The 13,150-nt window shown below is 69.6% G+C and carries 12 protein-coding genes; 6 read left to right on the forward strand and 6 right to left on the reverse strand.

Annotated elements, in window-relative coordinates:
• The first annotated feature begins 140 nt into the window (after positions 1 to 140).
• The 4 genes from VSR71_RS20740 to copD are packed head-to-tail and all read left to right on the forward strand — an operon-like array spanning position 141 to position 4,410.
• The gene (locus tag VSR71_RS20740; protein WP_342915719.1) at positions 141 to 2,018 is read left to right on the forward strand and encodes a copper resistance system multicopper oxidase; all 1,878 of its coding nucleotides are present in this window, start codon (positions 141 to 143) and stop codon (positions 2,016 to 2,018) included.
• A gap of 8 nt (positions 2,019 to 2,026) precedes the next feature.
• On the forward strand, positions 2,027 to 3,043 hold the full coding sequence (locus tag VSR71_RS20745) for a copper resistance protein B (RefSeq protein WP_342915720.1): 1,017 nt from the start codon (positions 2,027 to 2,029) through the stop codon (positions 3,041 to 3,043).
• Between the two features lie 44 nt (positions 3,044 to 3,087).
• Positions 3,088 to 3,474 carry a copper homeostasis periplasmic binding protein CopC gene (gene copC / locus VSR71_RS20750; RefSeq protein WP_342915721.1) on the forward strand — a complete coding sequence of 129 codons (387 nt, stop codon included), beginning with the start codon at positions 3,088 to 3,090 and terminating at the stop codon, positions 3,472 to 3,474.
• Between the two features lie 9 nt (positions 3,475 to 3,483).
• Positions 3,484 to 4,410 (forward strand): copper homeostasis membrane protein CopD, encoded by a 927-nt coding sequence (gene copD, locus VSR71_RS20755; protein ID WP_342915722.1) that lies wholly within the window; start codon positions 3,484 to 3,486, stop codon positions 4,408 to 4,410.
• 113 nt (positions 4,411 to 4,523) lie between these two features.
• On the opposite strand, the gene VSR71_RS20760 is transcribed toward copD, so the two are convergent.
• The 3 genes from VSR71_RS20760 to VSR71_RS20770 all read right to left on the reverse strand — a co-directional run bounded on the left by VSR71_RS20760 (position 4,524) and on the right by VSR71_RS20770 (position 6,844).
• Positions 4,524 to 5,036 (reverse strand): DUF6644 family protein, encoded by a 513-nt coding sequence (locus VSR71_RS20760; RefSeq protein ID WP_342915723.1) that lies wholly within the window; start codon positions 5,034 to 5,036, stop codon positions 4,524 to 4,526.
• Between the two features lie 15 nt (positions 5,037 to 5,051).
• A complete protein-coding gene (locus VSR71_RS20765) occupies positions 5,052 to 5,414 on the reverse strand; it encodes a DUF6152 family protein (RefSeq protein ID WP_342915724.1) in 363 nt (120 codons plus the stop codon).
• A 104-nt stretch (positions 5,415 to 5,518) separates the two neighbouring features.
• Positions 5,519 to 6,844 carry a tetratricopeptide repeat protein gene (locus tag VSR71_RS20770; protein WP_342915725.1) on the reverse strand — a complete coding sequence of 442 codons (1,326 nt, stop codon included), beginning with the start codon at positions 6,842 to 6,844 and terminating at the stop codon, positions 5,519 to 5,521.
• A 217-nt stretch (positions 6,845 to 7,061) separates the two neighbouring features.
• On the opposite strand from VSR71_RS20770, the gene VSR71_RS20775 reads away from it, so the two are divergent.
• On the forward strand, positions 7,062 to 7,511 hold the full coding sequence (locus tag VSR71_RS20775; RefSeq protein ID WP_342915726.1) for an FKBP-type peptidyl-prolyl cis-trans isomerase: 450 nt from the start codon (positions 7,062 to 7,064) through the stop codon (positions 7,509 to 7,511).
• 19 nt (positions 7,512 to 7,530) lie between these two features.
• On the opposite strand, the gene VSR71_RS20780 is transcribed toward VSR71_RS20775, so the two are convergent.
• Positions 7,531 to 8,373 (reverse strand): VacJ family lipoprotein, encoded by an 843-nt coding sequence (locus VSR71_RS20780; protein WP_342915727.1) that lies wholly within the window; start codon positions 8,371 to 8,373, stop codon positions 7,531 to 7,533.
• Between the two features lie 32 nt (positions 8,374 to 8,405).
• On the reverse strand, positions 8,406 to 11,048 hold the full coding sequence (locus VSR71_RS20785; protein WP_342915728.1) for an MMPL family transporter: 2,643 nt from the start codon (positions 11,046 to 11,048) through the stop codon (positions 8,406 to 8,408).
• 191 nt (positions 11,049 to 11,239) lie between these two features.
• On the opposite strand from VSR71_RS20785, the gene VSR71_RS20790 reads away from it, so the two are divergent.
• Positions 11,240 to 11,872, forward strand: coding sequence for an ABC transporter substrate-binding protein (locus tag VSR71_RS20790; protein WP_342915729.1), 633 nt, complete (start codon positions 11,240 to 11,242; stop codon positions 11,870 to 11,872).
• A 104-nt stretch (positions 11,873 to 11,976) separates the two neighbouring features.
• Here VSR71_RS20790 and hpnH read toward each other — a convergent pair whose 3' ends face one another.
• Positions 11,977 to 13,149, reverse strand: a complete 1,173-nt coding sequence (gene hpnH / locus VSR71_RS20795; protein ID WP_342915730.1) for an adenosyl-hopene transferase HpnH — start codon at positions 13,147 to 13,149, stop codon at positions 11,977 to 11,979.
• Position 13,150 lies beyond the last annotated feature (1 nt).

The raw sequence follows: 13,150 nt of genomic DNA on the forward strand, positions 1-13,150 counted from the left end.
CTTCGATCGTTTCGGCAACTCTACGCGCGCGCGGCGCGCGGGAACATGACCGGAAGATTACCGGATTGTCATGTTCCGGTCAGGCGAGGGTAGGGTGGCGCTGGCTACGCTTGCCTTGCCTTGATCCATAAATTGAAGCCATGCGACGCCACCGACCTACGGGCCTCTTGCTGCCCACGCCTCCCGACCTGCCACGCCGCCGCTTTGTCCAGGGACTGGTGGCCGGCGGCGTGGTCGCCGGGCTGGCCGGGCTTGGCGGCACCAGCGCGCTGGCCAGCACGCCCGACCGCGCCGCCGCCGCTGCCGCGGCGGGAACCGCGCCGGTGCTGCGCGGCACCGAGTTCGACCTCGTGATCGGCGAGTCGCTGGTCAACTTCACCGGCAAGCCGATGGTGGCCACTACCATCAACGGCATGCTGCCTGGCCCGACGCTGCGCTGGCGCGAAGGCGACACCGTCACCATCCGCGTCACCAACCGGCTGCGCGAGGCGACCTCGATCCACTGGCACGGCATCATCCTGCCGTTCGAAATGGACGGCGTGCCGGGCATCAGCTTTGCCGGCATCGCCCCGGGCGAGACCTTCACCTATCGCTTCAAGGTGGCGCAGCAGGGCAGCTACTGGTACCACTCGCACTCCGGTTTCCAGGAAATGACCGGGGTCTACGGCGGCATCGTCATCGACCCGGCCGCGGGCCGCGAGCACGGACACGCCGACCGCGACTACACCGTGCTGCTGTCCGACTGGACCGACGAAGACCCGATGCGGGTGCTGACCAAGCTCAAGGTGCAGAGCGACTACTACAACTACAACCAGCCGACCGCCGTCGACTTCTTCCGCGACGCGGCGCGCGACGGGATGAAGCAGGCGCTGGACAAGCGCCGCATGTGGAACCAGATGCGGATGAGCCCGACCGACCTCGCGGACCTGTCCGGCGCCACGCTGACCTACCTGACCAACGGCGTCACGCCGGCCGGCAACTGGACCGGGCAGTTCCGCCGCGGCGAGACCGTGCGGCTGCGCTTTATCAATGGCTCGGGCAATACCTTCTATGACGTGCGCATCCCGGGACTGAAATTGCGCGTGGTGCAGGCCGACGGGCAGGACCTGGAGCCGGTCACCGTCGACGAATTCCGCTTCGGCCCCGGCGAGACCTGCGACGTCGTGGTCGCGCCGCGGGACGACGCCTACACCGTCTTCGCCCAGGCGATGGACCGCACCGGCTATGCGCGCGGCACGCTGGCCGTGCGCGAAGGCCTGTCGGCGCCCGTGCCCGCGCCGGACAAGCCGGAGTGGCTGAGCATGACGGACATGATGGGCGACATGGGTGGCATGGGCCATGGCGGTGCGCATGGCATGGACCACAGCACGCATGGCATGGACCACGGCAGCATGCATGGCATGGCAGCGATGAACCATGGCGCGATGCCGGGCATGGACCACAGCCAGCACGGCATGGCGGCGATGTCGGCCGAGCCGTCGCTCAAGGTGCCGAGCAAGGTCGCGCGTCACGCCCGCACCGAGTATGGCGCCGGCACCGACATGCGCGTCGACATGGCGCGCACCAACCTCGACGATCCCGGCATCGGGCTGCGCAACAACGGAAGGCGCGTGCTGACGCTGTCCGACCAGCACACCGTCGGCGGCCCGATGGACCCGCGCGGCCCGGGCCGCGAAGTGGAGCTGCACCTGACCGGGAACATGGAACGCTACACGTGGTCGTTCGACGGCGTGGAGTTCGGCAAGTCGACGCCGATCTATTTCAAGTACGGAGAACGGCTGCGCGTGATCCTGCACAACGACACCATGATGACCCACCCCATGCACCTGCACGGCATGTGGAGCGAACTGGAAGCGCCGGACGGCAGCTTCCAGGCGCGGCGCCACACCATCCCGGTGCAGCCGGCGCAGCGCATCAGCTTCCTCGTCACCGCCGATGCGCTGGGACGCTGGGCCTGGCATTGCCACCTGATGATGCATATGGATGCGGGCATGTTCCGCGAAGTGGTGGTGGCGTGATGACGGCAATGAAGAAGACTCCGCGTTCGCTGGCCAGGCCCGCCACCCGCGTCGCGGCCGCCGTGCTGGCACTGGCTGCGATGGGCGCAGCGTCGGCGCAGGATCCGCACGCGGGCCACCAGGGCCACCAGGGTCATGGTGTGCCGGCGCAGGACACCTCCCCGATGCAAGGCATGGAGCCGATGGACCCGATGCAGCCCATGGAACCCATGCAGCCGATGCAGCCGATGCAGCCGATGCAGCAATCCGGCACGATGGATCACGGCGACATGAAGATGCAGGGCGGCAGCGCCCCGCCCGACGCGCGCGATCCGCACGCGTATTCCGGCGGCTACCAGCTCGGCGTCGGCAAGTACGCGCTGGGCGACAAGCGCCAGCTGGTGATGGCCGACGAGCACCTGTTCGCCTCCGTGCTGGTCGATCGCCTGGAGTGGGCCCATGCCAGCGGTGAAAACGCCGCTGCCTACGAGGCGCAGGCTTGGTTCGGCAACAGCTACGACAAGCTCGTGCTGAAGGCCGAGGGCGAGGCCGCGAAGGGAAAGCTGCATGAGGCCCGCACGGAACTGCTGTGGGGCCATGCCGTGGCCAGCTACTGGGATACCCAGCTGGGCCTGCGCAACGATGCCGGCAGCGGCCGCCCCGCGCGCAACTGGCTGGCATTCGGCATCCAGGGGCTGGCGCCGTACTGGTTCGAAGTCGACGCCACCGCCTACATCGGCACCAGCGGCCGCACCGCGTTGCGGCTTGCCGCCGAGTACGAGCTGCTGCTGACGCAGCGCCTGATCCTGCAGCCGCGCATCGAAGCGAACCTGTATGGCAAGAACGACCCCGAGACCGGCATCGGCAGCGGCCTGTCCAGCGGCACCGTGGGCGTGCGCCTGCGCTATGAGATCAGCCGCCAGTTCGCGCCGTATATCGGCGTCGAGCGCTACCAGGCTTTCGGCAACACGGCGGACATGATCCGTACGTCCGGCGGCCGCGCCGGCGAGACGCGCTTCGTGGCCGGCGTGCGCATGTGGTTCTGAGCGGCCGCCATTCTTCTTTCCCATTATCAATACGGAGCAGAGCCATGCGAATCAAGCGCCCCCTGATCGCCACCATTGCCGCCGCGGCCGCCGCGCTGGCCAGCAGCGCGGCCTTCGCGCATCCCAGGCTGGTCACGTCCTCGCCCGCCGACAAGGCCGAGGTGGCAGCGCCGCAGAAGATCGAGCTGACCTTCTCGGAAGACCTCGTCACGCAGTTTTCCGGCGCCAACCTGGTGATGACCGGCATGCCCGGCATGGCCAGCCATGCACCGATGAAGATGGCAGCCAGGGTATCGGCCAGCAGCGACCCCAAGGCCATGGTGATCACGCCGGCGCAGCCGCTGCCCGCGGGCAGCTACCGCGTCGAATGGCGCGCCGTATCGGCCGACACGCATCCCGTTACCGGCAATTTCTCCTTCACCGTCAAGTGATGGCGGACCATGGACTGGCTCGCCGTCGCGCTGCGCCTGGCGCTCTATGTCGTCCTGGGCCTGGCGTTCGGCCTGCCGCTGTTCTGCCTGGCTGCGCTGCGGCGCGATGAACACGGTGCGCGGTTCGCCGCGCAGTGCCGTGACATTGCGCTCGGTTGCGCGCTGGGCGGTACCGTGCTGTCGCTGGCCGGACAGGTGGTAATGGCCAGGACGATGAGTGGCGCGGCGTCGTACGTCGCATTGGACCGCGATGTCTTCGGCATGATCCTGACCGGCACGGCGTACGGCATGGCCTGGTCGGTGCGCGTGGCGGCGCTGGTGCTGTGCTTGCCAGCGGTGCTGATGCTGCGCGCCCGGCCTGTCGCGCAGGCCGTCTTGCTGGCGATGCTGTCGGCGCTGGCGCTGGCATCGCTGCCCTGGGGCGGCCACGGCGCAATGAGCAAGGGCGTCGGCCACTACGTGCACCTTGCCGCCGACGCGGCCCACTTGCTTGCCGCGGGTGCGTGGGCTGGTGCGCTGGCCGCGTTCGTGCTGCTGTCGCGGGCGCGGCAGGGATCCGATCCCGCCGCGCTGTCGCTGCTCAGCCGCACGGCCAACGGATTTGCCCGTATCGGCACCGGCATTGTCGTCACGCTGGTGCTGACCGGCGCGCTGAACTATGGCTTCGTCGTCGGTCCAGCCCTGCCGGACCTGTCGGCAACGGCGTACGGCGGCTTGCTTGCCGCCAAGCTGGCGCTTTTCCTGGGGATGCTGGCGCTGGCTGCCGCCAATCGCTTCCGCCACGCGCCGCGGCTGGAGCAGGCCTTGCGCACGGGACGGCAGCCAGCCATGGCGGCGCGCGCGCTGCGGCGCAGCGTGGCGCTGGAAGCGGCGGCGGGCACGGCGGTGCTGGCCCTGGTCGCGGCGCTGGGCACGCTGTCGCCCGCAACGGGCTGAGGGCACTTCCCGCTCGAGCAGCCGGGCCTGGAGCAGTTGCGGCGCGCGGCCGGTGCGCAACCCGAGCCGATGGTGGTGCCGTTCCCGTGCCAGCCGGCGCGCGGTGCGTCCCCTCAGACGTAGGCGATCAGGCGCCCGGCACAGATCACCAGCACCCACACCACCACCGACACGATGGCACTGAGGCGCGCACCGGCCGGCGGCGCGCGCTCCACGTCCCAGCCGAGCCGGCTGTCATGCAGCCGCCGGTATGGCACGGTATGGAACCACGCGACGTTGAGCAGCGCCAGCGCGACCAGGCACAGCTTGGCGAGGAAGGCGGGATTGGTGGCCAGTTCGTCCGCATGCGCCATGAACAGCAGCACGCCGCTGGCGGCGACGGCAATAAAGGCCGCTACCGTGAACGGCAGTGCATGGCGCAGCAGCAGGCTGACCGGCAGCCGGCGCCCGAGCCCGGCCAGGCGCATGTCGACCACGACGATGGAGCCGAACAGCAGTGCCATGCCGGCGAGATGGACGATTTCCACCGCCGGGTAGGCCCACGGGGAGGAGCGCAGCGCGGCAGCGAACGGCAGCCGTGCCAGGCCGGCAGCCCATTCGCTCCATTGCGCCAGCAGTGCCGCCATGGCGCGCGTGGCGGCTCAGCGCAGCTCGACGGTCTTGCCGTCCACGGTGATGCGCTCGGCGCGCATCTCGTCGGCCTTTTCCTTGCTGGCGTAGCCGACCAGCGTGACCTCGCGGCCCACGGCAACCTTGTCGGCGGTGGCGCCGCGCGCTTCCATGCGCGACACCGGCGCGAGGATGGCCAGCCAGCGCTTGCCGCCCGCATCGATGCGGATATGCGCGTGCGGGTTTTCGTAATGGCTCTCGACGATCTTGCCGGTCAGCGTCAGGGGCTTGGTCTCGTCGTAGGTCGACCAGCCGTGGTGGGCCAGGGCAGGTACAGCGGCCAGCGCCAGTGTGGCGCTGGCGGCGAGCATCAGCGAGCGGAAGCGGTTCGGCATGGGGGCGGTCTCCGGTCAGGTGCTGGGTCGGGGCGGGCTCGGGTGCAGTCCTCTGGTGCGGTCAGGTGGAGTATAGGCGGCGCTGGACCGACACGCGGGGACCGTCATGGCCGGCAGCTGTCCGCGCGCTGCACCAGCCGGTGCAGGCTCGGGCTCATGGGCTTGAGCGCGGCACGCTCGGCCGTCAGCGCAATGGCCAGGTTGCGGCGGCCGGCACGCAGCGCCGACTCGAGCAGCGTCAGGCCGATCACGTCGCGCTGCGCATGGCTGCCGCCAAAGCGATGGGCGATGAGCCGCACCGGCAGCAGCAGGTCGATCGCGCCCGCGTAATCGCCCTGCTCGAATGCGATCAGCGCATCGGCCACCGGCAGGCCCACGTCTCGCGCCATCAAGGCGTTGGTGCCGTTGCCCAGCGCGGCGCGCTCGAGCGCGGCACGCAGCTGGTCGACGGCCGCCGGCCGGTGCGCGCCCAGGCTTGCCATCACGGCGTGGACGTCGTTGAAGGCGTAGTACCCGGCCGCGCCGCGGCCCAGCCAGTCGTCCGCCACGGGCTGCCAGCGCGTGCCCACGTCGACGCCGCGCAGGTGCAGCCGCCACAGCAACGCGGAGGCATCCACCAGGTCCAGCGCGATCGCCGGCGCCGGGCGGCTGATCTCGCGGTCGTACAGCGCCAGCACGTCGTCGGTGCTGCCTGCTTCGAGCTGGAACAATGCCAGGTGCCACCAGTTGTGCACGGCCAGCATGTTGTCCTCTGACCAGTCGTCGCGGCGTGCATTCAGCCAGGCGATGCCGTCGTCCAGCCGGCCCTGCATCTCCATCACGTGCGCCACCGCGTGCACGGCCCACGGGTCGCGCGGGTTCAGTTCCAGCGCGCGCCGGCCGCTTTCCTCGGCGCGGCCGTAGAGCTGGGTTTCTTCCAGCCCGAACGCATGCATGCCGAGCAGGTAGCTGTAGCCCGGCATGCCCTCGTCCCAGTGCGGCAGCACCTGCGCGACGCGGTCGCGCAGCATCGACGACTGCCCCAGCAGGAAGTCGCCCAGGTGCGCCACCTGGATCGCCAGCAGGTCGCGTGGATAGTCGACCACGATATCGCCGTACAGCCCCAGCGCGCGTTCAAACTCGCCGTCCAGCCACGCGCGCGCCGCGCCCAGGTGGCGCTGCTCGCGCTCGTTCAGCCCGCCCAGCGCCTCGCCGGCTTCCACGCTGTCGCGCAGCATGGGCTCGGCAGTGCCGTCGCCGGCGGTCAGCATCAGGCCGGCGCGCAAGGCATGGCCCATGGCGAAGCCGGGATCGGCGTGGAGCGCGGCATCGATGACGCCGAGCGGGTCGCCGTAGTAGCCGTTCAGCAGTCGCAGTGCCGTCTCGTACAGCTCGACCGAGCGCGCGTTTTGGGTGGTGACCGCGAGATCCCTTGAGTCCGTCAATGCCATGGCATCCTCCGTGCGGCCCGGCCGCGCCGGGACTGTCAGAATCATCGTAGACCGCAAAACGGGGCATGCAACGGGACCCGTGCCGCAATCCGGCGCATACGCCGCATACGCCGCATGGCGCAACCCGCCTGTGCGCCATGGGGCGCTGGCGGCCGAGCGGGATGCCGGCCTAAGTTACACTGCCGCATCCAGTCACGACAATACGATGGCCTTTCCCATGAAAACTCTCGCGCTTTTTGTCGGTTCCCTGACCGTGGCCTGTGCCGCCGCCTCTGCCATGGCGGCGGGCCCGGCGGGTCCGGGGGCATCCGCGCCCGCCGCTGCGGCGGCGCCGCAGACGCTACCTTCGGGCATGACCATCCAGCATCTGGTCAAGGGCACCGGCGCTTCGCCCAAGGCCACCGATACGGTGCAGGTCCACTACCGCGGCACGCTCGCCGACGGCACCGAGTTCGACAGCTCGTACAAGCGTGGCCAACCGATCTCGTTCCCGCTCAACCGCGTGATCCCGTGCTGGACCGAAGGCGTGCAGGCAATGCAGGTGGGCGGCAAGGCCAAGCTGACCTGCCCGGCCTCGACCGCCTACGGCGCGCGCGGCGTGCCGGGCACGATCCCGCCGAACGCGACGCTGACGTTCGAGGTGGTGCTGCTGGGTATCGGCGGCTGATGCGGGCGCAGGCGCCGCGTCAGCGCGGCGCCACCGGCCGGGTCGGCGCCGGCGCAGGGGCCGGCGCGGCAGGCTTGCTGTCCCGGTCGTTGCCCTTGACGTCCTTGCCGCCCTCAATTCCCTCATTGCCCTCGTTGTCCTCGTCGCCATAGTCCGGCAGCGCCGTGCTTTCCCCCAGCAGGTAGCGCCTGCGCTGCAGGTACGCGTCGCGCACGAATGAGTACTTGTCCAGCGCCGCCAGCGCCAGCAGGTCGGTCGCGCCCAGCAGGTTGGTGCGCACGTCGACCACGTTGGCGGCAAACAGCGAATTCCGTACCGCCGGTTCGGCATAGGTGATGGGATCGAACTGGAAGTTCACATACAGGCCCACGCCGTCGCGGAACGAACTCGGGCCGAACAGCGGCAGCACCAGGTACGGCCCCGACGGCACGCCCCACGTGCCCAGCGTCAGCCCGAAATCCTGCGAACGCTTTTCCAGTCCGGCCGGCGTGGCGATATCGATCAGCCCGCCGATCCCAAGCACGGAATTGACCGCGACCCGCATAAAGCTTTCGGCCGCCGCCACGCCCTTGCCCTGCAGCAGGTTGTTGGCGAAGTTGCCGACGTCGGCGAGATTCGAGAAGAAGTTGGTGACGGCGGTGCGCACGGGCTCCGGCGTGACCGCCTTGTAGCCCTGCGCGACCGGCTTGGCCACGTACTGGTCGAGCTTCTCGTTGACCTTGAACACGGCGCGGTTCATCGGTTCGAGCGGATCGTCGGGGTTGGCCTGCGGGCCGCTGGCGCAGCCGGCGATCAGGGCCGCGGCGGCGGCAGTGGCGGCGACGGAAAGGGCAGGCGAACGCGGGCGGGGGCGGAAAGGCATCGTACAAAAATGGCGCGGCAAGTCGTGACGGCTCATGGTGAAGGCGTGGCGGGTTTGTCGTGGCCAGGATGCGCCTGTTCGCGCGGGCGGCCCATCAGGATCGGCTGGAAGAACACCGCGCCCACCAGCGTGCACGTCAGCGCCAGCGCCAGCAGCTTGCCCATGCTGGCGGTGCCGGGATGGTGCGACAGCCACAGGCTGCCGAACGCGGTGGCAGTGGTGGCGGCGCTGTACAGCACCGCATGGGTCAGGCTCGATTGCAGCAGCTTAGTCTTGCCGTGCCGCCAGGCGATCACGTAGTAGATCTTGAAGGCCACGCCGATGCCCAGCAGCAGCGGCAGCGCGATCACGTTGGCAAAGTTCAGTGCAATGCCGAACAGCACGCACAGCTCCAGCGTGACGATGGTCGACACCAGCAGCGGCACCAGCGTGCGCAGCACGTCGCCGAAATGGCGCAGCGTGATCCACAGCAGCAGCGTGATCGACAGCACCGCCCAGACGCCGGCCTGCCCGAACGCCGTCATGATGGTGTCGGCCGAACCGCGCACGGCGATGGGCCCGCCGGTGGCGGCAGGGTCCACGCGTTGCACCGCGGCGAGAAAGCGGTCCAGCGCGGCCTCGCGCTGCGCGCTGCCGGCCGGCGGCAGCCTCGGGCTGACGCTGACCAGCGCGCGGCCATCGGGCGTGATCCAGTCGCGCACCAGTCCAGGCGGCAGCGTTTCGCGGCTGACCGGCAGCGGGCTGAGCGCGAGCCTGAGCCGTGCCAGCCCCAGCTGCAGCGGCAGCGCGATCGCGCGCTCGGCGCGGTCGCGCGTGGCGGCGTTGGCGCCGGCGAGTTTCTTCAGCGTGGCCGACAGGTGCGCGGCTTCGGCCGCGCCGGGGCCGGGATGCTCGTCGGCGGCGATGGCGAGCTGGCGCGCCGCGTTGCGCAGCGAATTGACGCGGGCGGTATCGTTCGCGGGCGTGGCGGTGGGCTGTGTGAGCCCCGGCATCAGCGCGGCCGATGCCTGAGCGATCGCCTCCAGCTTGGGCGGCTGGTCGTCGGGGATAAAGCTCTGCAGCGTGACCGCGCGCGCCACCTCCGGCAAGGCCGCGAGCCGTGCGGCGCTGTCGCGCGCCGCCTGCAGCGACGGCGCCAGCACGCTGACGTTCTCGGTGCCGGCCTGCGGCGCGTCCTTCAGCGCCAGCAGCGTCGCCATCGATTCCGATTGCGGGTCTTTCAGGTGCAGCGGGTCGAAATCGAAACGCAGATTCCGCAGCAGCGGTGCGCCGGCCAGGATGGCCAGCAGCGTCACCAGCAGCACCGGCTTGCGGTAGCGCTCGAAGAACAGGTCCGCCGGCGCCAGCCAGGCAAAGCCGGGCGCCTCGGCTTCTCCGCCGGGCCGCAGCACGCAGATCAGCGCCGGCAGCAGCGTGAAGGTGGTGGCGAACGCGACCAGCATGCCCACGCCGGCGATCAGGCCGAGCTCGGCCACGCCGCGGTAATCGGTCGGCAGGAAGCAGAAGAACGCCGCCGCGGTCGCGGCCGCGGCCAGCGCCAGCGGGGTGCCGACCGCGTGCGCGGCCATCCCCAGCGCCTCGACCACGTGGTCGCGGTCATGGCGCTCGGCGCGGTAGCGCACGCCGAACTGGATGCCGAAGTCCACGCCGAGGCCGACGAACAGCACCGCGAACGCCACCGAGATCATGTTCAGCGCGCCCACCATGGCCAGTCCCAGCGCCGCGGTCATCAGCAGCCCGGCGAACAGGCTGGCCAGCACAGCCACGATCAGCCGCGCCGAACGCAGCGCCAGCCACAGGATCAGCACCACCACCAGCACGGTCAGCATGCCGTTGAGCACGGCGCCGTCGCTGACCGAGGCAAATTCATCGTCGGCGAGCGCCTGCGGGCCGGTCAGCCGCACCGTCGCCTGGTAGCGCTGCGCCAGCTGCAGGTCGGCAGCCGCCTGCCGGATCGCGCGCGAGGCCGCGGCGCCGGCCTGCAGATCGCCGTAGTCGAGCACCGGACTCACGGCGACGTAGCTGTAGGCATGGCCGTCCGGGCCGGGCTTGAGGCTGTCGTTGACCAGTCCGGCCCACGACAGCGCCGCGGGCTTGCCGGCCAGCACCTGGTCCAGTGCCCGCGCGCTGCTGCCGAGCAGCTTCGCCATGTCGCCAAGCTTGACCTGGCCCATCTGCAACGGCAGCGTCAGCGTGGTGGTGAGGGTATCGGAGAGACCACGCAGCGTGGGGTCGTGCGCCAGCGCGCCGATCAGCGGGCGCGCCTGCAGCAGTTGCTGCGACAACTGGCGGACTTCGTCGGGACTGGCGAACAGCAGCCCGTTGCGCGCGAAGAAGGCACCCCCGCCAGGCTGGCTGACGGCGGTGAAGCTTGCCGGCTGGCGGCGCAGCGCCTCGGCCAGCGCGTCGGCGGCGGCATCGGCCAGCTCCGCCGCGGGGGCCTGGACCACCGCCAGGATCAGCTGGTTGCGCTGCGGGAAGGCCGCGCCGATGGCGGCATTGCGTTGTGCCCACGGCGCGTCCGATTCGAGCAGGCGGCCGATGTCGGTGTTGATCGCAAAGTTGCGTGCCACGTAGACGCCGCTTGCCGCGCTCAGCACTGCCGCCAGCATGATGACCCGCCAGGGCCAGGCCGTGGCGAGCCGGACGATGCGTGTCAGCAGCGAAGTCAGCATGGGCGGATCCGGAAGGAGCACGAACCGCGAGTATATCGGCTGGTGGCGTGGCGCATGCGGCATGCGGGCCCGATGCGGGGCCGGAGTGTTCCGCTATACTGGCCGCGCACCTGCAAATTGCACCTGCAAATCGCGCCTGGCAGCCATGCGCCATACACGCGCGGCCACACTGTCCTTCCTGCACGAGATCCATGAAGAGTTACGCTCTGCTTCCCCTGGTGCCGCTCGCGGCGGTGGTCATGGTTGCAACGGCGCACGCCCAGGCGGTCCAGCCCGGCGCCAGCCCCGAGAAGCTGGTGCAGGCGGTGGTCGAAGGCGTGATAGGCACGATCCAGTCCAACCCCGACACGCGCGCCGGTGACCTCGCCAAGATCACCGCGGTCGTGCGCAAGCAATTCCTGCCTTATGCCGATTTCCGGCGCACCACGCGGCTGGCGGTGGGCAGCGCCTGGCGCAGCGCGACGCCCGAGCAGCAGAAGCAGCTCTACGAGCAGTTCGAGACGCTGCTGGTGCGCAGCTACTCGGTATCGCTGGCGCAGCTGCGCGAGCAGAACGTCAGGTTCCGCTACCAGCCGTCCAAAGCCGGCAGCGACGCCTCCGACGTGGTGGTGCAGACGCGCGTGATCACCAATACCGACGAGATGCAGATCGATTACCGGCTGCAGCGCACCGCCGCCGGCTGGCGCATCTATGACATCAACATGTTGGGTGCGTGGCTGATCGAGGTGTATCGCAAGCAGTTCGCCGATATCGTCGCGCGCGGCGGCGTGGACGGACTGGTGAACTACCTGACCACGCACAACGCCCGGCAGAACGCCAACTAGGCGTTCTCCGCCTCGCGCGCGCTAGCCGGCACCGAGCGCCAGCGAGACCTGCGCATCCGTTCCCCCAGCGCCTGCCCCGGCAGCTTCACCGCACGGTTCCGGGATCAGTGCGTGGCGGCGCTGTTTGCCTTTGCTGCCTGCCGGCCCTGATTGGCGGGGGGCTTCGCGCGCTGGATTTCTTCCAGCTTGATCTCGACGTGGCGCGAGAACACGTATTCCGCCGGCCGCTGCCGGTCCAGCGCAATGTCCGGTGCCATCGGCCCGCTGGTGCGCACGCCGCGCAGGCTGACGCCCAGCGCCTTGAGCGGATGGGCGAAGGTATCCGCCACCGCGGTGGCCTCGTAGCCGCTGTGCACCATGCAGTCGGCGCACTTCTCGTAGTTGCCGGTGCCGTAGGCGTCCCAGTCGGTCTCGTCCATCAGCTCGCGGAAGGTCTTGGCGTATCCCTCGCCGACGAGGTAGCACGGCCGCTGCCAGCCGAACACCGTGCGCGCCGGGTTGCCCCACGGCGTGCAGTGGTAGGTCTGGTTGCCGGCCAGGAAGTCCAGGAACAGCGTCGACTGGCTGAAGGCCCAGTTCTTGCCGGCGCGGCCGCGGCCGAGGATGTCGCGGAACAGCTGCCGGGTCTTGCCGCGGTTCAGGAAATGCTGCTGGTCGGGCGCGCGCTCATAGGCATAGCCCGGCGACACGGTGATGCCGTCCACCCCCAGCGCCTTGACCGAGTCGAAGAACCTGGCCACGCGCTCGGGCTCGGCATCGTTGAACAGCGTGCAGTTGATATTGACGCGGAAGCCGCGTTCCTTGGCCTGCCGGATCGCTGCCACGGCCCGGTCATAGACGCCTTCCTGGCATACCGAGCGGTCGTGCATCTCGCGGTCGCCGTCCAGGTGGACCGACCAGATGAAGTACGGGCTGGGCTGGTACTGGTCCAGCTTCTTCTCCATCAGCAGGGCATTGGTGCACAGGTAGACAAAGCGCCGGCGGGCGATGATGCCCTGCACGATCTCGGGCATGTCCTTGTGCAGCAGCGGTTCGCCACCGGCGATCGAGACCACCGGCGCGCCGCACTCGTCGACCGCGTCGAGGCATTCCTGCACCGACAGGCGCTGGTTCAGGATGGGATCGGGATAGTCGATCTTGCCGCAGCCGGAGCAGGCAAGGTTGCAGCGGAAAAGCGGCTCCAGCATTAGCGCGAGCGGGTAGCGTTTCTGCCGCGACAAATGCTTGCCGACGATGTAGGCGCCCACGCGGGCGACCTGCAGGAGCGGGATGGCCAAG

The organism is Cupriavidus oxalaticus, from assembly GCF_038900635.1.
GTDB classification, from domain to species: Bacteria; Pseudomonadota; Gammaproteobacteria; order Burkholderiales; family Burkholderiaceae; genus Cupriavidus; species Cupriavidus oxalaticus_B.